General features: G+C 68.1%; 19 protein-coding genes. 10 read left to right on the top strand and 9 right to left on the bottom strand.

The window, feature by feature from the left end:
- The first annotated feature begins 124 nt into the window (after positions 1-124).
- Positions 125-1543 carry a M81 family metallopeptidase gene (locus C7H84_RS06085; protein WP_121857955.1) on the top strand — a complete coding sequence of 473 codons (1419 nt, stop codon included), beginning with the start codon at positions 125-127 and terminating at the stop codon, positions 1541-1543.
- Between the two features lie 300 nt (positions 1544-1843).
- On the opposite strand, the gene C7H84_RS37550 is transcribed toward C7H84_RS06085, so the two are convergent.
- Positions 1844-1978 carry a hypothetical protein gene (locus C7H84_RS37550; protein ID WP_006750603.1) on the bottom strand — a complete coding sequence of 45 codons (135 nt, stop codon included), beginning with the start codon at positions 1976-1978 and terminating at the stop codon, positions 1844-1846.
- A gap of 424 nt (positions 1979-2402) precedes the next feature.
- Here C7H84_RS37550 and C7H84_RS06075 point away from each other — a divergent pair, with 424 nt between their 5' ends.
- The 6 genes from C7H84_RS06075 (at position 2403) to C7H84_RS06045 (ending at position 9050) form a co-directional block, all read left to right on the top strand.
- Entirely contained in the window at positions 2403-2870 is a 468-nt protein-coding gene (locus tag C7H84_RS06075) for a hypothetical protein (protein ID WP_121857954.1), read from the top strand.
- 127 nt (positions 2871-2997) lie between these two features.
- Positions 2998-3810 (top strand): alpha/beta hydrolase, encoded by an 813-nt coding sequence (locus tag C7H84_RS06070; protein ID WP_121857953.1) that lies wholly within the window; start codon positions 2998-3000, stop codon positions 3808-3810.
- Positions 3811-3995: 185 nt separating this feature from the next.
- Entirely contained in the window at positions 3996-5165 is a 1170-nt protein-coding gene (gene ampC, locus C7H84_RS06060) for a class C beta-lactamase (protein WP_121857951.1), read from the top strand.
- Positions 5166-5353: 188 nt separating this feature from the next.
- Entirely contained in the window at positions 5354-6373 is a 1020-nt protein-coding gene (locus tag C7H84_RS06055; protein WP_121857950.1) for an aldo/keto reductase, read from the top strand.
- 31 nt (positions 6374-6404) lie between these two features.
- Positions 6405-6824: an SRPBCC family protein gene (locus C7H84_RS06050; protein ID WP_121857949.1), complete on the top strand. Its 420-nt coding sequence runs from the start codon at positions 6405-6407 to the stop codon at positions 6822-6824.
- A 642-nt stretch (positions 6825-7466) separates the two neighbouring features.
- Positions 7467-9050 carry an aldehyde dehydrogenase (NADP(+)) gene (locus C7H84_RS06045; RefSeq protein ID WP_121857948.1) on the top strand — a complete coding sequence of 528 codons (1584 nt, stop codon included), beginning with the start codon at positions 7467-7469 and terminating at the stop codon, positions 9048-9050.
- A gap of 102 nt (positions 9051-9152) precedes the next feature.
- Here C7H84_RS06045 and C7H84_RS06040 read toward each other — a convergent pair whose 3' ends face one another.
- The 6 genes from C7H84_RS06040 to C7H84_RS06015 form a co-directional block, all read right to left on the bottom strand.
- The gene (locus C7H84_RS06040) at positions 9153-10061 is read right to left on the bottom strand and encodes a LysR family transcriptional regulator (RefSeq protein ID WP_121857947.1); all 909 of its coding nucleotides are present in this window, start codon (positions 10059-10061) and stop codon (positions 9153-9155) included.
- 299 nt (positions 10062-10360) lie between these two features.
- Positions 10361-11302, bottom strand: coding sequence for a LysR family transcriptional regulator (locus tag C7H84_RS06035; protein WP_121857946.1), 942 nt, complete (start codon positions 11300-11302; stop codon positions 10361-10363).
- A gap of 136 nt (positions 11303-11438) precedes the next feature.
- Positions 11439-12227, bottom strand: coding sequence for an ABC transporter substrate-binding protein (locus C7H84_RS06030; RefSeq protein WP_121857945.1), 789 nt, complete (start codon positions 12225-12227; stop codon positions 11439-11441).
- Positions 12228-12276: 49 nt separating this feature from the next.
- Positions 12277-13713: an NAD(P)/FAD-dependent oxidoreductase gene (locus tag C7H84_RS06025; RefSeq protein WP_121857944.1), complete on the bottom strand. Its 1437-nt coding sequence runs from the start codon at positions 13711-13713 to the stop codon at positions 12277-12279.
- Positions 13710-14009 carry a (2Fe-2S)-binding protein gene (locus C7H84_RS06020; protein WP_121857943.1) on the bottom strand — a complete coding sequence of 100 codons (300 nt, stop codon included), beginning with the start codon at positions 14007-14009 and terminating at the stop codon, positions 13710-13712. Before C7H84_RS06020 ends, C7H84_RS06025 begins: the two co-directional genes overlap by 4 nt.
- Positions 14002-15126, bottom strand: coding sequence for an FAD-dependent oxidoreductase (locus C7H84_RS06015; protein WP_121857942.1), 1125 nt, complete (start codon positions 15124-15126; stop codon positions 14002-14004). Before C7H84_RS06015 ends, C7H84_RS06020 begins: the two co-directional genes overlap by 8 nt.
- Before the next feature lie 149 nt (positions 15127-15275).
- Here C7H84_RS06015 and C7H84_RS06010 point away from each other — a divergent pair, with 149 nt between their 5' ends.
- Positions 15276-16190 carry a LysR substrate-binding domain-containing protein gene (locus tag C7H84_RS06010; protein WP_121857941.1) on the top strand — a complete coding sequence of 305 codons (915 nt, stop codon included), beginning with the start codon at positions 15276-15278 and terminating at the stop codon, positions 16188-16190.
- A 100-nt stretch (positions 16191-16290) separates the two neighbouring features.
- Here C7H84_RS06010 and shc read toward each other — a convergent pair whose 3' ends face one another.
- The gene (gene shc / locus C7H84_RS06005) at positions 16291-18357 is read right to left on the bottom strand and encodes a squalene--hopene cyclase (protein WP_121857940.1); all 2067 of its coding nucleotides are present in this window, start codon (positions 18355-18357) and stop codon (positions 16291-16293) included.
- A gap of 52 nt (positions 18358-18409) precedes the next feature.
- Between shc and C7H84_RS06000 the strand changes: the two genes are divergently transcribed.
- A complete protein-coding gene (locus tag C7H84_RS06000; RefSeq protein WP_240461980.1) occupies positions 18410-19189 on the top strand; it encodes a TetR/AcrR family transcriptional regulator in 780 nt (259 codons plus the stop codon).
- 6 nt (positions 19190-19195) lie between these two features.
- Here C7H84_RS06000 and C7H84_RS05995 read toward each other — a convergent pair whose 3' ends face one another.
- On the bottom strand, positions 19196-19450 hold the full coding sequence (locus C7H84_RS05995) for a hypothetical protein (RefSeq protein WP_240461979.1): 255 nt from the start codon (positions 19448-19450) through the stop codon (positions 19196-19198).
- A gap of 154 nt (positions 19451-19604) precedes the next feature.
- Between C7H84_RS05995 and C7H84_RS05990 the strand changes: the two genes are divergently transcribed.
- Entirely contained in the window at positions 19605-20777 is a 1173-nt protein-coding gene (locus tag C7H84_RS05990) for a 4-hydroxybenzoate 3-monooxygenase (RefSeq protein WP_121857939.1), read from the top strand.
- The last annotated feature ends 133 nt before the right edge of the window (positions 20778-20910 follow it).

The following is a 20910-nucleotide window of genomic DNA, read 5'->3' as shown; positions in this document are numbered from 1 at the left end:
CGTGCGGTGCCGTGGCGTTTAGTCGTTTGATCGTTGCATCGATGGAGAGGAATTCGACGATGCGTGTGAGGGGCACGACAGCCGGCCGATGCGACACGGCCGCGAACGCGGAGGGGGGCACACGATGAAGATTCTGATCGCGCGGATGAACCACGAGACGAATACGTTCTCGCCGGTGCCGACGCCGCTCGCCGCGTTCGGCCGCAACGGCCCCGACTGGGGCGACGACGCGTATCGCGCGAACCACGGAATGCGCACCGCGATGGCGGCGTTCATCGATGCGGCGGCACGCGAGGGCGCGGAGATCGTCACACCGGTGTCGGCGGCCGCGAACCCGAGCGGGCCGGTCGCGGCCGATGCGTATGCGGCGATCTGCGATGCAATCGTTGCGGCCGCACCCGGTTGCGACGCGGTGATGCTCGACCTGCACGGCGCGATGGTCGCCGAGCAGAGCGCGGACGGCGAGGGCGACCTGCTCGCGCGCGTGCGTGCGGCGTTGCCCGCCGCGCCGATCGCGGTCGCGCTCGACCTGCATGCGAACGTCACGCAGAAGATGATCGATCACGCGGACGTGATCGTCAGTTTCAAGACCTATCCGCACGTCGACATGTACGAGACGGGCGAGCACGCGGCGCGCGTGCTGTTCGACCGGCTGCGCGGCCGCGCGCGGCCCGTGCTCGCGTGGCGGCAGCCGCCGCTGATGACGTCGACGCTGCGCAGCGCGAGCGCCGAAGGCGCGATGCGGCGCGCCCTGGAGGCCGCCCGCGCGGCCGAGGCCGACGGGATGCTCGCGGTATCGGTGCTGCCGGGCTTCTCGCTCGCGGATATTCCGGCGCCGTGCATCAGCGTCGTGGTGGTCGGCGATGGCGAGCGCGCGGCGGCCGACGCGGTGGCCGAGCGCGTCGCGCGGCAGATCTGGGACGCGCGCGACGAGTTCGTGTATCGCAGCGCGCCGCTCGCGGAATCCGTCGCGCAGGCCGCGGCGCTGGCGCGCGGCGCGGACCGTCCGGTGCTGATGCTCGATCACGGCGACAACTGCATGTCGGGCGGCCCGTGCGACACGATGGACGTGCTCGACGCTGCACTCGCGCAGGGGCTCGACGGTATCGTCAGCGGGCCGTTGTGCGATCCCGACGCGGTCGCGGCGCTGATCGACGCGGGCGTCGTGCGTGCGATCACCGACGGCGAATACGTGATCACGGGGCCGACGTATACAGGCCAGCGCGCGTACATGGGCCGCGCGGCGGTGCTCGACATCGGCGCGGCGACACTGGTCGTCACCGAGCGCACGCAGGAACCGTGGGATCTCGGCGTATTCGAGAGCGTCGGCATCGATCCGCGTCGCGCGCGCTTCCTGCTGCTCAAGTCGCGCATGTATTGCCGGCCGGTGTTCGTGCCGATCGCGGCCGCGCTCGTCGAGTGCGACAGTCGCGGCGTGACCGGGTCGGACTACGGGCTGTTCCGTTACGAGCGGCTCGTGCGGCCCGTGTATCCGCTCGACGACGTCGAGTGTTGGGACAGCGCAGGCACGCGTATGGTCTGATCGGCGGACACGGGAACGAGACGCCGGTTTCGCCCGCGTTCATGCATCATGCGGTTGCATCGACCCGTCGATGCAGGGGCCGTGCGAGTCCTTGCGCCTGCAACCGTTTCGGAGAATCGACCAACAGCGACGCGGGCAGCACGAAGGTCACCGCGAACAACGTCGCGCTCGTGCCCGTGCGACGGCAAATCGATGAGCGGGCAGGCCGTCGCGCGGGGTCCGGTGCGAGCCGCGCGTGTCGTATCCGTGATGCGATGATTTCGCGTGGCGGGCAGCGGCGCCGCCATGCACGCGCCGTCGTTACGGACGCAGCAGGTCGAATCCGCCGAACACGACCACGCCGCTGAGCGCAATCATCGCGACCGAATGCTGGCCGAAATAGAGAATCGCGGCCGCGAGCCACGTGGTCAGGCAGAAGGCGCCGATGCGGGCCATCGTCAATTCCTCGAAATGCGTGATGAAGGGGAGTGCGCGCGAAAGCGGACACGTTGCCGCGTCGCGATGACGCTGCGGGCGCGGGGCTCGCGCCGCGGCGGCGTCGTGCGGCATCGCGTGCCGTGGCCGCCCGGGCGTGCGCAGTTGCGCAGGCGCGCGGCGTTGCCGGAAGCAGCCGGAACGCAGCCGGTGTGGTGCCGCGGCAGGCCAGCCGGAGATTTTACCAGCGTGGCACGCGAGTCATTCTGGCCCCTTCGCGATATTCGGCGGTGCCGTAGCCGGCAGGCCACATGCCGGCGCGTGTCCGGGTCGATACGGCGCGGACGCAGCGATTAAAGTTTTGTCGGACGAATACCGTAAACGGGTTGCAAGGTATTCCCCCGTTCAACCGACCCGAGTTGCCCATTCATTACGGACCGACACGATGCAGATCGAACCCACTTCCGCCGCGCAAACCCCGCTCGCCACCGCCGGCACCGCCGGCAACGCGACCGCCAGCCCGTCCGGCGTCGGCGCCACATCGACGGCCACGGCCGGCACATCGTCGCCGACGGGCACCGCACCGAAAACCTCGACGAGCGGCGCCGCGCCGGCCGGCGACGCGGGGCAGACGCCGGGCGCATCGGGATCCTCGGCCGAGGATCCCGCGGTCGCGCAGCTGAAACAGCTCATCGAGCGTCTGCAAAAGCAGCTCGCGCAGCTGCAGCAGCAAATGGCGGCCGCTGCCCAGCGCGCGAAGGACGACCCGGCCGCCGCGGTCGAGCAGCAGACGCTCAGTTCGGAAGCGAGCTCGATCTCCGCCGCGCTGTCGACGGCCGTCGCGCAACTCGCGCAGGCCCTGCAGAAGTCGGGCAGCTCGACGTCCGGCGGGTTGGTGTCGACGCAGGCCTGACGGCACGGCGGCGCACCGGCGCGCACCACCGCGCACCGGTACGCGCCCCTACGCACCGCCGCGTCGCGGTGCGCCACCCCGCGCATTACAATCGCAAGCTCGTCTCCCTCGACAGGACGGCACAACGATGAATGCGGAATTCGCCGACGACGACCTCGTCCGCTTCGACGCGCAGGGCGGCACGCCGCTGCCCGCGGCCGACAGCGAAGGATGGCTGGATCACGACGGCGCGCGCCTCTGGCACGCGACGTTCGGCGATGGCCCGCCGGTCGTGCTGCTGCACGGCGGCCTCGGTCATGGCGGCAACTGGGGCAACCAGGTGCCGGCGCTGCGCGCGGCCGGCTACCGCGCGATCGTGATCGACAGCCGCGGCCACGGCCGCAGCACGCGCGACGATCGCGCCTATTCGTACGAACGCATGGCGTCCGACGTGCTCGCGATACTCGATGCGCTGCGCATCGAGCGCGCACGCTTCGTCGGCTGGAGCGACGGCGCGTGCGTGTCGCTCGTGCTGGCGGCCCGCGCGCCGGAGCGCGCGGCGGGCGTGTTCTTCTTCGCGTGCAACATGGACCCGGGCGGCACGAAAGAGATGGCGCCAAGCACGCTGATCGATCGCTGCTTCGCGCGGCATCGCAAGGATTACGTACGGTTGTCGGCGACGCCCGACGCGTTCGATGCGTTCGTCGCGGCTGTGAGCGAAATGATGCGCACGCAACCGAACTACAGCGCGGCCGACCTCGCGACGATCGCGGTGCCGGTCGCGATCGTGCAGGGCGAGCACGACGAGTTCATCCGTCCCGAACATGCGGCGTATCTCGCGCACACGATTCCGGACGCGACGCTGACGATCCTGCCCGGCGTGAGCCACTTCGCGCCGCTGCAACGGCCGGCGCAGTTCAACGCCGCGATGCTGGCCTTTCTCGACCGGTTGCCGGCCTGATGTCCGGATGGCCGGTTTCCGCCCCACATAAGATTTTCTTTAGGCTCGCGCAACTTATCGTCGATTGTTGACGAGCGGCCGGCAGCGGATAGTCCTGCTTCGACAGGCCGGCTGCCGCAGCCGTCGCGCGGCGCGTCCGGACCTGTTGCTCACGCAACCAATAGAAAATCGAAGGAACCGCAATCATGCGCTTCAATGCGATCCGCATCGCCGCGACCCTGTTCGTCGCCGCGTGCGCCGCCGCCACGGCCGCCCGTGCAACCGCCGCCACGCCGGACGAGATCCACGACACCGTGACGCGCAACGTCGCGCCGCTGATGAAGCAGTTCGCCATTCCCGGCATGGCGATCGGCATCGTCGCCGACGGCAAGCCCTATGTGTTCGACTACGGCGTGATGTCGACGCAAACCGGCCAGCCGGTGACCGGCGACACGCTGTTCGAGATCGGCTCCGTCAGCAAGACGCTCACCGCGACGCTCGCATCCGACGCGCAGGAGAGCGGCGAGCTGTCGCTGTCGGACCCGGCCGGCAAGTACCTGCCCGCGCTGCAGGGCAAGCCGTTCGGCGGCGTGACGCTGCTCCAGCTAGGCACCCACACGCCGGGCGGGATGCCGCTGCAGGTGCCCGACGGCATCCGCGACGATGCGGGCCTGATGCGCTATCTCGACACGTGGCGGCCCGCGTATGCACCGGGCACGCGCCGCACGTATTCGAACGTCGCGATCGGGATGCTCGGGCAGCTCACCGCGAAGGCGCTGAACCGCGACTTCGCGACGCTGATGGAACAGCGATTGTTTCCCGCACTCGGGATGACGCACACGTACATCAACGTGCCTGCCGCGCGGCAGGCCGACTATGCGCAGGGCTATACGCAGGACGGCAAGCCGATCCGGATGAAAGGCGGCATGCTGTGGCAGCCGGCCTACGGTGTCAGGACGACCGCGGCCGACCTGTTGCGCTTCGTTCAGGCGAACATGGGGCTCGTCGACACGACGCCACGGCTGCGGCGCGCGCTCGAACGCACGCATACCGGCTATTTCCGTGCGGGCCCGCTCACGCAGGATCTGATCTGGGAACAGTATCCGTATCCGGTCGCGCTGACGACCCTGCTCGCGGGCAATGCGCCGCCGATGCTCTACGACGCGACGCCGGCGACCGCCATCGAGCCGCCGCTCGCGCCGCGCCCGGACACGTGGATCAACAAGACGGGCTCGACCAACGGGTTCAGCACCTATGTCGCTTTTGTCCCCGCGAAGCGCGTTGCCATCGTGATGCTCGCGAATCGCAGCTTCCCGATCGAGGATCGCGTGAAGACCGCGTACCGGATCGTCGAGTCGCTGGGCGGCAAGCAATAACCCCCGACGTGGCCGCCCGTGCGGAGTTGCTTAGGGATGGGTGGGCACGGTCGGTGAGCGATCCGCGCGTCACCCGTCTACACCCCCGATAAGACCTCGCGGGACTCAACTGTGTCGAATTCCGTCTTGGACAGACTTAACCCGTCTGCCTAGACTGAGCTCACTTTCCCTCACAGCTGGAGAAAATCATGAGTCTCAAAGGCAAGCTGCCCGCAGAAAAGATCCTCGGCTTCGGTACGGCGCCGCTCGGCAACATGTTCCGCAACATCCCCGACGCGGAAGCCGCGGCCACCGTCGAAGCCGCATGGCAGCAAGGCATCCGCTACTTCGATTCCGCGCCGTTCTACGGTGCCGGTCTGGCCGAAATGCGTCTGGGCGACGCGCTCGCGCACCATCCGCGCGACGAATACGTGCTGAGCACGAAGGTCGGCCGCGTGATCCTCGACGAAGTCGAAGACGTGTCGGCGCGCGATCTCGGCGAGAAGGGCGGCCTGTTCGAACACGGCCGGCCGAACCGCATCGTCAACGATTACACGGCCGAGGCGACGATGCGCTCGATCGAGGACAGCCTGAAGCGCCTGCGCACCGATCGCCTCGACATCGTCTGGGTGCACGACATCGCGCAGGACTTCTACGGCGACGAATGGCTCGCGCAATTCGAAATCGCGCGCAAGGGTGCATTCCGCGTGCTGAGCAAGCTGCGTGAAGAGGGCGTGATCAAGGCCTGGGGTCTCGGCGTGAACCGCGTCGAGCCGATCGAACTGGTGCTCGACCTCGCCGAACCGCAACCGGACGGCATGCTGCTGGCCGGCCGCTACACGCTGCTCGATCACGAGCGCGCACTGCAGCGCGTGATGCCGGCGGCAGCCGCGCAAGGCGTCGGGATCGTCGTCGGCGGCCCGTACAGCTCGGGCGTGCTGGCAGGCGGTACGCACTTCGAATACCAGAAGGCGTCGCCGGAAATTCTCGCGAAGGTCGACCGGATCAAGGCGATCGCGGCGCGCCACGACGTGCCGATCAAGGCCGCCGCGTTGCAGTTCTCGATGGCGCATCCGGCCACCGCCGCGGTGATTCCGGGCGCAAGCCGTCCGGAGCGGATCGCGGAAGACCAGGCCGCGCTGAACGTGACGATTCCGGCCGACTTCTGGCGCGACATGCGCGAACAAGGTCTCGTCGCAGCCAACGCACCGCTGCCGATCGATCGTTGATCGTCAAGCGTGATGCATCGAAGGTGATGACATGGCACAGGCAAATGCAAATGCAAGCATCGAGATCGCGGCTTCGGCCGACACGGTCTGGAAACTGATCGGCGGCTTCGGGTCGTTGCCCGACTGGCTGTCGTATATCCCGGCGAGCGAATTGAGCGAAGGCGGTCGCGTGCGCAGCCTCGCGAACCCGGACGGCGACGCGATCGTCGAGCGTCTGGTCGCGTTCGACGATGCGGCACGCAGCTATACGTACGCGATCCTCGCGGCGCCGTTTCCGGTCGTGAACTATCGCTCCACGCTGCGCGTGCGCGAGAACGGCGCGAATGCGTCGACGGTCGAGTGGTCGGGTTCGTTCACGCCGAACGGCGCGACCGACGATGAAGCGATCAAGCTCTTTCGCGGCATCTACGAAGACGGTCTCGCCGAACTGGCGAAGCGGTTCGGGGAGTGATGGTGTGATCGCGTGACGATGTCGCGCGCCGCGATCGGGTGCCGGTAGTTTTCGGCACCGGCCGGTTCCCTGTGTTCGTTGCGGGTTGCATGCGTGACGAGGCACGGAACCGGCGTCGCCGCGTGCGCGTCAATTGTCTGAGGAAGGCCTTGGAGCGTGCGCGCAGATGCTGTGACCGGCGCCGCAACTGCGTGAGGTGAAGGCGGGACAAGCCCGCCAGGCACGGCGGAGCCGGAGCGATAACGAGCGGTTATACCGGTATCACATCCTGTCAATTGTCGCGCGGCGCATGACTCTTTATGCTGGCCTATCGCGCGGGTTTTCCGGCGCCGCGCTCGAAGCGACTGCCCGCGAGTTTCGCGAATTCAACCCGGCCGTCACGGACAGAACGTGTTGCTCGACGGCGGCGCGTACCCCGCCACGTTCTGATCGACAAAGTCGGTGCAGCGGCTCTGTGGCACTGCACGCATTGCCAGGGTGGTGCGATGCGCGCCGGGCCCGACACACCACCATGCTCGGATTCGAGCCAGTCCGGCACACGCGCGACGACGCGACATGCATGCCGGCACGCCACACAACACAAACGCGAACCCGTCATCGGACGGCGTTCGCAATCGATCCATCTACAGAGGAAACAACGGAATGACACTCGCAGGCAACCTGCTGATCGGCCAGCGCGCGCGGCGCGGCACGAACGGCGAGCTATATGGGATCAACGCAGCCAGCGGCGAACGCATGGAGCCGGCATTCGGCGGCGCGAGCGTCGCCGATCTCGACGAAGCATGCGCACTCGCGTGGGCCGCATTCGACACATATCGCGAAACGCAACCCGAAGCACGCGCGACCTTCCTCGAAACGATCGCGACGAACATCCTCGCGCTCGGCGACGAACTGGTCGAGCGCTGCATCGCCGAAACCGGCCTGCCGCGTGCACGCATCGAAGGCGAACGCGGCCGCACGGTCGGCCAGCTGCGGATGTTCGCCGACGTCGTGCGCGCGGGCGACTACCTCGAAGCGCGCATCGATCCCGCGCAACCGGCGCGCCAGCCGGCACCGCGACCCGACCTGCGCCTGCGCCATATCGCCCTCGGGCCGGTCGCGGTGTTCGGCGCGAGCAATTTCCCGCTCGCGTTTTCGGTGGCGGGCGGCGATACGGCGTCCGCGCTCGCGGCCGGCTGCCCGGTGATCGTGAAGGCGCACCCGGCGCATCCGGGCACGTCGGAACTCGTCGGGCTGGCCGTGCAGCAGGCCGTGAAGACCTGCGGGATGCCGGAAGGCACGTTCTCGCTGCTGTTCGACAGCGGTATCGAGATCGGTCAGGGTCTCGTGCGCGAGCCTCGCATCAAGGCCGTCGGTTTCACCGGTTCGCGCCATGCGGGCACCGCGCTCGTCGCGATCGCAAGCGCGCGCGCCGAACCGATTCCCGTGTACGCGGAGATGAGCAGCATCAATCCGGTGCTGCTGTTCCCGAACGCGCTCGACGCGCGCGGCGAAGCGATCGCGCAGCAGTTCGTGCAGTCGCTGACGCTCGGCGCCGGGCAGTTCTGCACGAACCCCGGGTTGATCTTCGCGGTGGACGGGCCGGCGCTCGAGCGCTTTATCGCGGCGGCGGCGGAGCGGCTCGCGCAGGCGCCCGCGGCGACGATGCTCACGCCGGGCATTCATCGCGCGTTCGAGCGATCGGTGGACGCATTCGCGCAGCATCCGCAGGTGCGCACCGTCGCACGCACGCATGCGCCGACCGGCGCGAACCAGGGGCACGGCGGATTGTTCTCGACGAGCGCGGAAGCGTTCCGCGAATCGAAGGCGCTGCACGAGGAGGCGTTCGGTGCGGCGTCGCTGATCGTTCGATGTCCGGACCTGGACACGATGCTCGAACTGATCGAATCGCTGGAAGGGCAACTGACGGCGGCAATTCACATCGACGAGGCCGATTACGCCGCCGCGCGCACGCTCCTGCCGGCGCTGGAGCGGCGTGCGGGCCGCGTGCTCGTCAACGGTTTCGGCACCGGCGTGGAAGTCGCGCACGCGATGGTGCACGGCGGCCCGTATCCGTCCACTTCGGACGGGCGTTCGACGTCGGTCGGCAGTCTCGCGATCCGTCGTTTCCTGCGGCCGGTCTGCTATCAGGACCTGCCGGACGCGCTGCTGCCCGATGCGCTTAAGGCGTCGAATCCGCTGGGTATCAACCGGTTGCTCGACGGGAAGGTTGTGCTCGCGAAGTAGCGCGCGAGCGGGAAGCCGGCATCGTGTGACGCGTATGCGATGTAGTTGCGCGCGCATCGATGCCGGCCGGAGTCGCCGTCAATACATACGCCGCCCCCGATCTCACTTGACCGCCGCGACCACGTCCTCACCGGTCAGAATCTCGCGAAACACCCCCACCAGCGGACGTAGATTGACCTTGTGCCACGCGGCCCACAGCGGCGTGCGATAGCTGAACCACGGCAGCTCGCGCAGCACGACGCCTTCCGGCACCTGGTGACGCAGGCTCTGCTGGATCATCGTCACGCCGAGCCCGGCGGCGACGAGCCCGAGCGCCGCGAGCGGCTCGCTCGCCTCGACGGAAATATCCGGCGAGAATCCGGCCTTCGCGCACGCGGCGACGAACGCGCCGTGACGCGGCGCGCTTTCCTGTTGCGTGACGCCGATCCACGGCTGCGTCGCGAGATCGTCGGCGGCCAGCGTCTTCTTCTTCGCGAGCGGATGCCCTTCGGGCAACGCGAGCAGCATCGGATCGTTCAGCACGCGCATCGACTCGAGTTCGGGATCGTCGGGCGCGGGCGGCTCGGTAACGAGCGCGATGTCGAGGCTGCGCTCGCGCAGCCCTTCGAGCTGCGCAGCCGACGTGTAGTTGTACAGCGCGATATGCACCGCCGGACGATCCGCGCGCAGCGTCTTCAGCGCGCGCGGCAGCACGCCCGAGTGCGTGGCCGTTTCGAGGTAGCCGATGCAGAGCCCGCCTTCGTCGCCGCGGCCAAGTCGGCGCGCGAGCGATTCCAGCCGGTTCGCGTGACGCAGGAACGCCTGCGTCTCGCTGAGGAACGTGCGGCCGTCACGCGTCAGGCGAATGCGTTGCTGGCTGCGTTCGAACAACGTCAGCCCGAGCTTTTCCTCGAGCTGCGCGATCTGGCGGCTGAGCGGCGACTGGGAAATATGCAGGCGTTCGGCGGCGCGGCCGACGTGTTCCTCTTCCGCGACCGCGATGAAATATTGAAGCTGACGGATGTCGAGCATATAAGACCTTCGCAGACTCAAGTTGTAAGAATTATGTCTCTGGAAGACATAACTACGCAACCTAGACTGGGCTCACCTTCCGCAACCTGTGGAGAAATCCACGCGTGTCAAAGGCACGCTGCCGGGCGGCAATGCGCTCGGTTTCCGCGCTGCGCCGCTCGGCAACACGTTCCGCGATATCCCCGACAAAGCAGCCTCCGCGACTTTTGAAGCCGCGTCGGCGCGCGGGATCCGCTACGTCTGACCACTGCACGCAAGGTCGACGCGCTTACCGGCTGTGTCCGCCGCGTTCTCGCCGATCAGGCAAGCAGCGCACCCTGTAGCGTGTCGACGAGCAGGCGTGCGCCGGGTGTCAGGTGCGCGAACGCGCGGGCTACCACGCCGAACGGCTCGTCGAGCGCCGGAATCGCGACCGGCAGGCATGCGACGAGGCCGAAGCGCTCGCCGAATTCCGCCACTGCGCGCGGAATCACCGCGACGAGTTCCGGATTCGCCTGCAGCAGCGTCAGCGTCGCGAACGTAGACGCCGTTTCGATCGGATAGCGCGGCACCTCGATGCCGGCATCCGCGAGCGCGCGCTCGAGCGCGAGCCGCATCGGCGTGTTGACCGGATACGCGACCCATTCGGCGTCGACGAGATCGCGCAGCGTCAGCGCGTCACGTTCGGCCAGCGCATTCGTGCGCGCGGTCACGACGGAGAGCGGTTCGGATTGCAGCGGCACGTAGTCGTATGCCTCCGGGCGCCGATTGTTGCCGTTGCGGCAGATCGCGAGATCGATGCGGCCTTCGTCGATCAGCGCGAGCAGGCTCGCGCTGGTGCCTTCGACGATCTCGACCGACAGGTGCGGCTGGCGTCGGCGCAGGTCGGTGAGGGCGCGCGTGAGCAGCGGCACCGCGCCCATGACCACGCCGACGGCCAGATGGCCGCCATGCCCCTGCGTGATCGCGAGCACTTCGGTATGCAGGTGTTCGAGATCGCTGTAGATGAGGCGCGCATAGCGCGTGACGCAGCGGCCGAGGTCGTTCGCAACGAGACCTTTCGGTTGCCGCTCGAACAGCGGCATGCCGAGGATGTCCTCGATCTCGCGCAGCACCTTGGTGGCGCCGGGTTGCGAGATCGCGATTTCTTCGGCGGCCTTGTGCAGCGAACCGTGGTTTTCGAGCGCGATCAGCAGCTTGAGCTGCTTCAGACGAAGGCGCGACGCGATGTTCGCGAGAGAGGGAACGGCCAGCGGCTTCATGGCAACGACCAAACCGAAAGCGGCGATTATAGTCCGGTTCGCGAAGGACGCGATCCTGAGGACCGCTAATGCAGCACCGGCTCGCGCGCGTGCGGCGAACCGGCGCCGCACGCGTCGCAACGCGCGATGACCGACGTCAATTTCCGTACATGTCGAAATCGAAATACTTCGACTGGATCTTGTTGTACGTGCCGTCGCTGCGGATCTGCGCGATCGCACGGTTCAGCGCATCGCGCAGGTCGGTATCGGCCTTGCGCACGCCGGCCGCATCGCCGTTACCCATGATCTTCGGATCGAACACCACACCGCCCGCGAACGAGAAGCCCTTGCCGCGCGGGGTCGCGAGGAAGCCGAGCTGGCCCTGCACCGCATCCATCAGCACGCCGTCGACGCGCCCGGTTACCAGGTCCGCATACGCCTGGTCGTAGCTCGGATACGGCACGACCTCGACTTTCGCCGCCGCCCATTTTTCACGCGCATAGGTTTCCTGGATCGTGCCCTGTTCGACCGCGACGCGCTTGCCCGCGAGCTTCGCCGCTTCGGGCAGCAGCCCCGAGCCCGTGCGCGCGATCAGACGCGTCTGGTTGCGGTACAGGCGATCGGTGAAGTCGATCTGCTGGCGGCGCTGCTCGGTCGCGGCCATCGACGACAGGATCACGTCGAACTTGCGCGCCTGCAGCCCCGGAATCAATCCGTCGAAGCTGCTCGACACCCACACGCATTTCGCGTTGAGCTTCGCGCACAGCGCGTTGCCGAGATCGACGTCGAAGCCCTGCACGGTGCCGTCGGTCGCGGTCGATTCGAACGGCGGGTAGGTCGGGTCGACGCCGATGCGGATCGTCGTCCATTCCTTCGCCGACGCGAGCGTCGCGAAGGTCATCGCGGCGGCGGACAGCAGGATCGTGATGCGCGTCTTGTTCTTCATGGTCAGGCTCCGTTCGTGTGGGGAAGCGCGGGCATGCGCGGGCCGCGCTTCAGCTCGGGAATTCGCCGCGCCGGAAATCGTTCGACAGTTCGAGGGCGTCGGCCATCTCGCCGACGGTGACGGGCTTGATCGGCGCGCGGATCCGGTAGTGACCCACGTCGCCGACGTCACGCTGCTGCACGTCGGCGATCAGTTCGCCGACCGTCGTCCCGCACCAGCGTCCCTGGCACGGGCCCATCCCGCAGCGCGTGAACGCCTTCATCTGGTTGGGTCCCTGGCAGCCGAGCGCCGCGAGTTCGCGGATCTCGCCGGCCGTGATCTCCTCGCAGCGGCAGACGATCGTGTCGCCGTCGGGGCGACGCAGCGCGGCGGGCGGCGTGTACAGCGCATCGAGCAGCGGACGCACCGCGAGATGACGGCGCCACGCGCGCAGCAGCGGGCGTTCGCGTTCGATGTGCTTTTGACGGTCGAGCGCGCCGAGCGCGGCCGCGATGTCGAGCGCCGACAGCTCGCCTGCAAGCGCTGCGGCCTGTGCGCCGCCGATTCCCGCGCCGTCGCCGGCGATCCACACCTGCTGCACGCTGCTGCGGCCGCGTGTATCGCATTGCGGGCGCCAGCACGCCGCGCGTTCGTCCCATTCATGCGCACAGCCGAGCGAGCGTGCGAGCTGCGTCGACGGAATCACGCCTTGATGCAGCAGCACCAGCGATGTGTCGAGCGTTTGAGGAATGCCGTCCGCGTCGCGAAAGCGGATGCGTCGCGCGCGGCCGTCGCCGTCGATGCCGACGTCGGTCGCGCCGCGATAGACGGGAATGCCTGCGTGACGCACCGCGCGCAGCATGCGCCAGCCCTTGAGCAGATAGTCGGCGCCGCGCAGCGCCGGCAACGCATGCGGGAGTGCGTTGCGCCATGCGTCGCGCGGCGTCGTGTCGACCAGCGCGCGCACGCGCCGGCCCGCATTCAGCAACTGCGCGGCGAACAGCCACAGCAGCGGGCCGCTACCGGCGAGCACGGTGTCGGGCGACGGCGCGAGCCCTGACGATTTCAACAATGTTTGCGCGGCGCCGACGCCCATCACGCCCGGCAATGTCCAGCCGCGCACCGGCCACGGCCGCTCCTGCGAGCCGGTCGCGATCAGCACCGCGCGCGCGCCGATTTCGAGCGTGCCGCCGGACGGGCCGCTCTGCGTCAGCATCGCGACCGGCTCAGGTTCGAACGCGATCTGCCACACCGTGCTGCGCGGCAGGTACTGTGCGCCGCTTGCGAGCAGACCGTCGACGAGCGGGCGGCCGGCCACGTAATCCTTGCCAAGCCATTGTGCGAGCTGCGCGGGCGCGTCAGCGACATTGCGATAGATCTGGCCGCCGGGCGCGCGGCCCTCGTCGGCGACGACGACCGACAGGCCGGCCGCGCGTGCGGCAGTGGCCGCCGCCATCCCGGCCGGCCCCGCGCCGACGATCAGCAGGTCACACTGGCGGCGCGTCATGCGAGCCTCGCCTTGCCGTGCATCGCACGCACCTGCATGCCGTCGCGCACGGGCGTCATGCAGCCCTGCACGTTCGGCACGCCGTCGATTTCGACGAGACAGTCGAAGCACACGCCCATCATGCAGAACGGGCCGCGCGGCGCGCCGCTCACTGCACTCTCGCGGCGCGCGAGCGTGCCGGCGGCGAGCAGCGCGGCCGCGACGCTGTAATGCGCGGGCACGTCGTGCGGCGTGCCGTCGATATGGATGCGCACGCGCTTGTGCGTCGCGGCGGCGGGAACGATGGATTCAAACATGCCGGGCATCCGTGGGCGCGGCGAAGCGCGCGGTGTTGAAGGCGGACAGGTCGGCGGGCGCGGCGGCGCCCGCGATCCACGGCGCGACCAGATCGGCGTGCGCGGCCGCCAGCGTCACGCCGCTGTGGCAGATCGCGACGAACGCGCCGGGATGCGTGGTCGATGCTTCGTAGACGGGCAGCCCGTCCGGCGTCATGATGCGCAGCGCGCCCCATGCGCGCACGATGCGTGCATGCGCGAGTGCCGGAAACGCGCTTCGCGCGCGGCGCGCGATGTCGACCATCGCCGGGCGCGTCTGCCCGTCGTCGAAACCGACGTCTTCCGCCGAGTCGCCGAGCAGCACCGAGCCTTCCGGCGTTTGGCGGACGACCAGCGTCGGATAGTCGAGAAACGGTGCGAGGCGTTCGGTGACCATGATCTGCCCGCGCAGCGGCGAGATCGGCGCGACCATGTCGACCATCGGCGCAAGGCGCGCGTTATCGAGGCCGGCCGCGAGCACGACGCGCGCGGCTTCGAGACGGCCGTCGCGCGTATCGATCTCGAAGCGTCCGGCGCGCGGACGAATTTCGCTGACCTCGTTGCGCGGCAGATAGACGCCACCGCTTTGCACGAACGCCTGGAGCATCGCGCGCAGCGTGTAGAGCGGGTTCGCGTGTCCGTCGTTCGGCGACCACAGCGCGCCGGCCAGCGCCGGTGACGCAGCGGGAATCCGTTTGCGCAGCGCGGCCGGATCGAGCACTTCGTACGACAGCGCTGCGTCCTGGCGATGCAGCGATTCGAGCAGCGCGGTCGCGCTTTCCAGTTCGGCGCCATGTTCGAAGAGCTCGATGCCGCCCGGGCGTTCGAACCCGCAGTTCACGCCGGTCTCGCGCTGCAACTGCGCGGCGAATGCGCTCCAGCGCTCGGACGATTCACGCGACCAGCGCGCGTAGGGCAGGCAGCGCCCGCCCTTGCCCTGCACCCACACCAACCCGAAGTTGCCGCGCGCAGCGCGATACGCGATGTCGTCGCCGTCGCACACGGCGACGCGCTTGCCGACGCGCGCGATGCCCCACGCGAGCGCCATGCCGACGAGCCCGCCGCCGATCACGACGACGTCGAAGCTGCGCACGGTCATGTGCGGCTCCGGAACTGTCGGGTCGGTGTCTGCATGTTATGGGGCATGGCGGCGCGGTTCCTTGCGTATTTGACGTTGCTGAACCGATGTTCGGGCAGGCAAAATAGACTGTCCAATACAGGTTGATCAACGATCCATAACCCAGTGTTATGACCACACCTTCACTCAGGATCCGTCAGATCGAAGCGTTTCGCGCGGTGATGCAGCGTCATACCGTCACGCGCGCGGCGCGCGATCTGCATATCTCGCAGCCGGCCGTGAGCCGGCTGATCGCCGACCTCGAGGATCGTGTCGGCTTCGTGCTGTTCGAGCGCGAGCAGGGCCGCTTCACGCCCACCGCGCAAGCGCGCGTGCTGTACGAGGAAGTCGAGCGCGCGTTCGTCGGGCTCGATCGCGTCGCGCAGGCCGCCGAGCAGATCCGCGCGATGCGGCGCGGCACGCTGCGCGTGGCCGGCTCGCCCGCCGTCGCGCTCGATCTGCTGCCTGAACTCGTCACGCGCTTCTCGGCCGCGCATCCGGGCGTCGACATCACGCTGCTCGCGCACAGCGCGTCGACGGTCGTCGACAAGGTCGCGTCAGGCCAATGCGACGTTGGGCTGATCGCCGAGCCGGTGCCGCATCCGGCGGTGCGCGGCGAGCGGCTCGCGGAAAGCGCGATGTGCTGCATCGTGCCGCGCGGGCACCGGCTCGCACGCAAGCGCGTGGTGCAGCCGGCCGACCTGCGCGACGAATCGTTCATCTCGTTTCCACCGAGCTTCGAGGCGCGCAGCGCGATCGATCGCGTGTTCGTCGAGGCCGGCGTGTCGCGCGTGCTGTCGATCGAGGCGCAGCTGTCGCAGACGATCGTCGCGTTCGTCGCGAACGGCGCGGGCGTCGCGCTGATCGATCCGGTGACGGCCGCGTATGCGGCCAATCGCGTGGCCGTCAAGCCGTTCGAGCCGGCCGTGCCGGATCACTTCTATCTGGTGACGTCCGCGTCGCAGCCGCTGTCGATGATCGGGGATGCATTCTGCACGGATTTGCGCGACGCGTTCGCGCGGATGCGGGATCGGCGCGACGAATGAGCGGGGAGGGAAGGGAGCGAGATCGCGCCGGACGCCGTGATGCGTGCCGGCGCGTTGCCGCTTGAGTTTGAGCCGTGCGAGCGCGCGCTTGCACTCGTGCTCAGGCGAGCGCGGTGTCCGCAGTGTGCGAGGTCGTCGCGCCCGACCCGCTTGACGAAGGCATACCTGCCTGTTTCGCGCCGGCCAGGCGCCGATAACGCGCAAGCGCCCACAGCGGGAAGTACGCGGTATAGCCGTGATACTTCAGGTAGAAGATGCGCGGAAAGCCCGGCGCATTGTGCGAGCGGTGCCACCAGAACCCGTCGTCCTGCTGCACCGATTGCAGATACGCGATGCCGCGTTTCACCGAGTCGGATTCGCAGTCGCCGAACGCCATCTGCGCGAGCAGCGCCCACGCGGTGAAGTTCGATGTGCTTTCGCCCGCATTGGTGCCTGCGAGCGCCGGGTCGATGTAGCTGTCGTTCGTCTCGCCCCAGCCGCCGTCCGCGTGCTGCCGCGAGCGCAGCCAGTCGAGCGCGCGGGCGATGTACGGTTGCGACGGGTCCTCGCCCGCGAGCGCGAGCCCGGCCAGCACGCTCCACGTGCCGTAGATGTAGTTCGTTCCCCAGCGGCCCCACCAGCTGCCGTCCGGCTGCTGCGTGCGCTTCACATAGTCGATCGCGCGCGCGAGCGATGCGCGTTCGTCCGCACGCTTCGTGACGCCGAAGCACAGCAGCACGCGGCCCGACACGTCCTCGGTCGGCGGATCGAGCAGCGCACCGTGATCGGCGAACGGGATCGCGTTCAGGTACATGCGATCGCAATCGGCATCGAAGGCCGCGAAGCCGCCGTTGCGCGATTGCAGCCCGCGCATCCAGTCGAGCGCGCGGGCGACGCGCGCCGCATACGGATGCGAGCCGTCCGCGTTGCGATGCGTGCGGCCGCGGCGATCGAGCATCGCGGTGACCACCGCGGTGTCGTCGATGTCGGGGTAATACGGGTTCGCGTACTGGAATGCCCAGCCGCCCGGTTGCGTGTCGGCGGGCGCGTTCTCGATCCAGTCGCCGCGCAGGTCGTTCACCTGGCGCTCGGCGAGCCAGTCGTAGGCGCGGGCGATGCGGTCGTCGAGTTCGTGCAGCGCACCTGCGTCTTCGGGCTCGCCGGCTTCCGGCACGGCCACGCCGCGCGCCTGTTCGAGCGCCATCGTGCTCCACGCGGTGTCCCACACCGGCGACAGGCACGGCTGGCAGTACACGCTGCCGTCGGGCCGCGTCACCAGCAGCTTCTCCAGCGCGTTCTCGCAGTCGCGGCGCAGCGGATGATCGTCCGGGTAGCCGAGCACGTCCATCATCTGGTAGCTGTACACGATCGGCGGAAAGATTCCGCCGAGCCCGTCCTCGCCGTTCATGCGTTCCGCACACCACGCTTGCGCATGCCGGATCGCGCGTTGCCGCAGCCGTTTCGGCAGTAGCGGCTCGACGTGACGCACTACTCGGTCGAGCGCGAGGAACGCGCGGCGCATCCCGCGCGCCGGCGGGAAGTAGTGACGCTCCTGATCGGGCGGCGTGACGAACAGCTCGGGAATCGCGATGTTGCGCGGGTTGCGCGCCCGCGCCTTCAGCGAACACAGCACGAGCAGCGGCACCATCGTCGTGCGCGCCCAGTACGCGACCTTGTACATCGAGATCGGCACCCACTTCGGGAACAGCACGAATTCGATCGGCATGAACGGCGCCGCGCGCCACGGCACCTGGCCGAACGTCGCGAGCAGGATGCGCGTGAACACGTTCGCGCGCGCCGCGCCGCCGAGCTTCAGGATCGCATCGCGCGCACGGATCATGTGCGGTGCATCCTCGCGGTCGCCCGCGGCCTTCAGCGCGAAGTACGCCTTCACGCTGCACGACACGTCCGGATCGCCGTCGACGTACAGGTCCCACGCGCCGTGCGTGTCGAGCCGCTGGATCGCACGCAGGTAGCGCGCCATCTGCTCCTGGCGCGCGTCGTCGATCTTGTCCATGAAATGCATCATCAGGATGTATTCCGCGGTGATCGTCGCGTCGGATTCGAGTTCGAAACACCAGCTGCCGTCGGGCTGCTGAAGGCGCATCAACGCGTCGCGTCCACGGGCGATCGCGGTGTCGAGCGCGGACCAGGAGGAAGGGGCGGGTTTGTTCATGCGGCGGATCATACCATCCAGCCGGAATGTTTATACGGAGACCGCGGGTGCTAACATCGCCGTCATGAAAAAACGCCTCGAACCCGCTCCGCGCGACCTTTCCACGCCCGCCGACACGGCTGAACCGGCCGACGCGCGGGCCTCCGGCGCGGCAGAAGCGGCGCCCGCACCGGTCGCCGGTGTGCGCCGAAAAAAAGCGCCCGGGCAGGTGCGCGCGCAACTGCTGGAAGCGGCATCCGACATCGCGACCCACCAGGGCGTGGCCGCGTTGACACTGGACGCGGTCGCCGAGCGCGCGGGCGTGACGAAGGGCGCGCTGCAGTATCACTTCGCGAACAAACAGGGCTTGCTCGATGCGCTGTTCGGGCAGGCGACCGAGCGCTTCGCGACGCAGATGAACGCGCGCCGCGCGGCCGATCCGCACGGCGACGGCGCGGCGGCCCGCGCGTATCTGCATGCGGTGCTCGATACCGCACAGCCGGCGGCGAGCACCGACGTGCTGCGCGTGCTGGTCGCATCGATGATCACCGAGCAGGAGACGCGTGCGCGCTGGTCGGTGCCGATGCGCGAGTGGACGCGGCCTGACCCGGTGCCGCTCGAGCAGGCGGCGACGCTGATGATCTGCCGGCTCGCGGCCGACGGGCTGTGGATTTCGGAATTGCTCGACAGCGTGGAGATTTCGGCCGAGCTGCGCGCGGAGATCGTCCGGCAGCTGGACAGGATGACCGCGGGAGAGTGGCCGGGGGCGGACATCGGCAGGACCAAAACGAAAACGAAGATCAACGCGAAGTCCAACGCCAAGACCGACGCCAAGACCAAGCCCGCGCGCGGCCGGCGCAACTGAGCGGCTTCAATCGCCGAACAGCGCGACGAGATCGACGATCCGCGTTGCGCCCATCGTCGCGAAGATCGCCTTGATCTGACCGCGCACTGTGCTGATCCCCGCGCCGTTGCATGCCGCGTATTCGGCCGGCGTCAGGCCGCGGGCGACCCCGGTCGCGACGGCCATTTCCGCCCGCGTGAGCGCGAACGCACGCTGGTCTGCTTCCGGTCGCGCGATGCGCCGGAACGGACGGCGCAACAGCAGCATCGCGAGAGGCCGCATGTCGCTCGAGCTGCATCCCGCCCCACGAATAGCGCCGCCCTTCGCGCACCACCTTTATCTATTATCGAGATAGTCCATATTCCGGATATCGCGTTGCGGGATAGCACGCGTCGCCGCCACACTTGCGCAAAATCAATCCCACTAGGAGACATTCATGCGTACGCAAGTCGGCATCATCGGCGCTGGGCCCGCGGGCCTGCTGCTTTCCCATCTTCTTCATCTGCGCGGTATCGAGTCGGTCGTGCTCGAGTCGCGCAGCCGCGCACAGATCGAATCCACCATTCGTGCCGGCGTGCTCGAGCAGGGCACGATGGACGTGCTCGCGGAATCGGGTGTCGGCGACCGGATGAAAGCGGAAGGCGCGCTGCATCACGGTTTCGAACTGGCGTTCGAGGGCAAGCGCCGCCGTATCGATCTGACGGAGCTGACCGGCAAGGCGATTACCGTCTATGCGCAGCATGAGGTGCTGAAGGATCTCGTGGCCGCGCGCGTCGCAGCCGGCGGTGCGCTGTACTTCAACGTATCCGGCACGACTATTTCCGGCATTGACACCGATGCGCCGTCGATCCGCTTCACGCACGACGGCGTCGAACAGACGCTCGACTGCGACTTCGTGATCGGCTGCGACGGCTCGCAGGGCGTGTCGCGCACGATGATTCCCGCCGCGTTGCGGCAGGATTACGAGCGGGTGTTTCCGTTCGGCTGGTTCGGCATTCTCGTCGAAGCGCCGCCGTCGTCGGACGAATTGATCTATGCGCGTCACGAACGCGGCTTCGCGCTCGTCAGTACACGCTCGCCGAACGTGCAGCGGATGTATTTCCAGTGCGATCCGAAGGATTCGGTCGAGCAATGGTCCGACGATCGCATCTGGGCGGAGATGCATGCGCGCGTCGATTCGGCGGATGGCCAGCAAGTCGTGGAAGGCCGGATCTTCCAGAAGAACATCGTCGGCATGCGCAGCTTCGTGTCGACGACGATGCAGCACGGCCGGTTGTTCCTCGCCGGCGACGCCGCGCATATCGTGCCGCCGACCGGCGCGAAGGGGCTCAATCTCGCGGTGTCGGACGTGCGCATCCTGACGTCCGCGCTGCAGGCGTTCTACGACGAAGACCGCACGGATCTGCTCGACGCCTACAGCGAAACCGCGTTGCGCCGGATCTGGCGTGCCGAACACTTCTCGTACTGGATGACGCGCATGATGCATCGTCTCGACGACGCGTCGCCGTTCGAGCAGCGCTTGCAGGTCGCGGAGCTCGAGCACGTGACGACGTCGCGCCCGGCGGCGATGGCGATGGCCGAAAACTACGTCGGCGCGGTTGCGGTCTGACGCGCATTGACAAAGGCGGTCTTACCGGTCGCGGTATCGATGAGCCGCGACCGGCCACTTCGCACCGAACGGCCGACTCCGTTCACGAACGGCCCGGCATCAGATCGCGATGGGCTGAATGAAATGAACGCGT

This window comes from Burkholderia sp. Nafp2/4-1b (assembly GCF_003635165.1).
Classification (GTDB): Bacteria; Pseudomonadota; Gammaproteobacteria; order Burkholderiales; family Burkholderiaceae; genus Burkholderia.
Note: the sequence above shows the minus strand (reverse complement) of the source record. Positions and strands in the feature narration are given on the sequence as shown.

Coding starts and splice junctions, on each gene's coding strand:
- C7H84_RS06010 (WP_121857941.1), top strand. CDS start 15,276: ATGACCACACCTTCACTCAGGATCCGTCAGATCGAAGCGTTTCGCGCG.
- C7H84_RS05990 (WP_121857939.1), top strand. CDS start 19,605: ATGCGTACGCAAGTCGGCATCATCGGCGCTGGGCCCGCGGGCCTGCTG.
- C7H84_RS06030 (WP_121857945.1), bottom strand. CDS start 12,227: ATGAAGAACAAGACGCGCATCACGATCCTGCTGTCCGCCGCCGCGATG.
- C7H84_RS06045 (WP_121857948.1), top strand. CDS start 7,467: ATGACACTCGCAGGCAACCTGCTGATCGGCCAGCGCGCGCGGCGCGGC.
- C7H84_RS05995 (WP_240461979.1), bottom strand. CDS start 19,450: ATGCGGCCTCTCGCGATGCTGCTGTTGCGCCGTCCGTTCCGGCGCATC.
- C7H84_RS06050 (WP_121857949.1), top strand. CDS start 6,405: ATGGCACAGGCAAATGCAAATGCAAGCATCGAGATCGCGGCTTCGGCC.
- C7H84_RS06040 (WP_121857947.1), bottom strand. CDS start 10,061: ATGCTCGACATCCGTCAGCTTCAATATTTCATCGCGGTCGCGGAAGAG.
- C7H84_RS37550 (WP_006750603.1), bottom strand. CDS start 1,978: ATGGCCCGCATCGGCGCCTTCTGCCTGACCACGTGGCTCGCGGCCGCG.
- shc (WP_121857940.1), bottom strand. CDS start 18,357: ATGATCCGCCGCATGAACAAACCCGCCCCTTCCTCCTGGTCCGCGCTC.
- C7H84_RS06075 (WP_121857954.1), top strand. CDS start 2,403: ATGCAGATCGAACCCACTTCCGCCGCGCAAACCCCGCTCGCCACCGCC.
- C7H84_RS06015 (WP_121857942.1), bottom strand. CDS start 15,126: ATGACCGTGCGCAGCTTCGACGTCGTCGTGATCGGCGGCGGGCTCGTC.
- ampC (WP_121857951.1), top strand. CDS start 3,996: ATGCGCTTCAATGCGATCCGCATCGCCGCGACCCTGTTCGTCGCCGCG.
- C7H84_RS06020 (WP_121857943.1), bottom strand. CDS start 14,009: ATGTTTGAATCCATCGTTCCCGCCGCCGCGACGCACAAGCGCGTGCGC.
- C7H84_RS06085 (WP_121857955.1), top strand. CDS start 125: ATGAAGATTCTGATCGCGCGGATGAACCACGAGACGAATACGTTCTCG.
- C7H84_RS06070 (WP_121857953.1), top strand. CDS start 2,998: ATGAATGCGGAATTCGCCGACGACGACCTCGTCCGCTTCGACGCGCAG.
- C7H84_RS06000 (WP_240461980.1), top strand. CDS start 18,410: ATGAAAAAACGCCTCGAACCCGCTCCGCGCGACCTTTCCACGCCCGCC.
- C7H84_RS06035 (WP_121857946.1), bottom strand. CDS start 11,302: ATGAAGCCGCTGGCCGTTCCCTCTCTCGCGAACATCGCGTCGCGCCTT.
- C7H84_RS06025 (WP_121857944.1), bottom strand. CDS start 13,713: ATGACGCGCCGCCAGTGTGACCTGCTGATCGTCGGCGCGGGGCCGGCC.
- C7H84_RS06055 (WP_121857950.1), top strand. CDS start 5,354: ATGAGTCTCAAAGGCAAGCTGCCCGCAGAAAAGATCCTCGGCTTCGGT.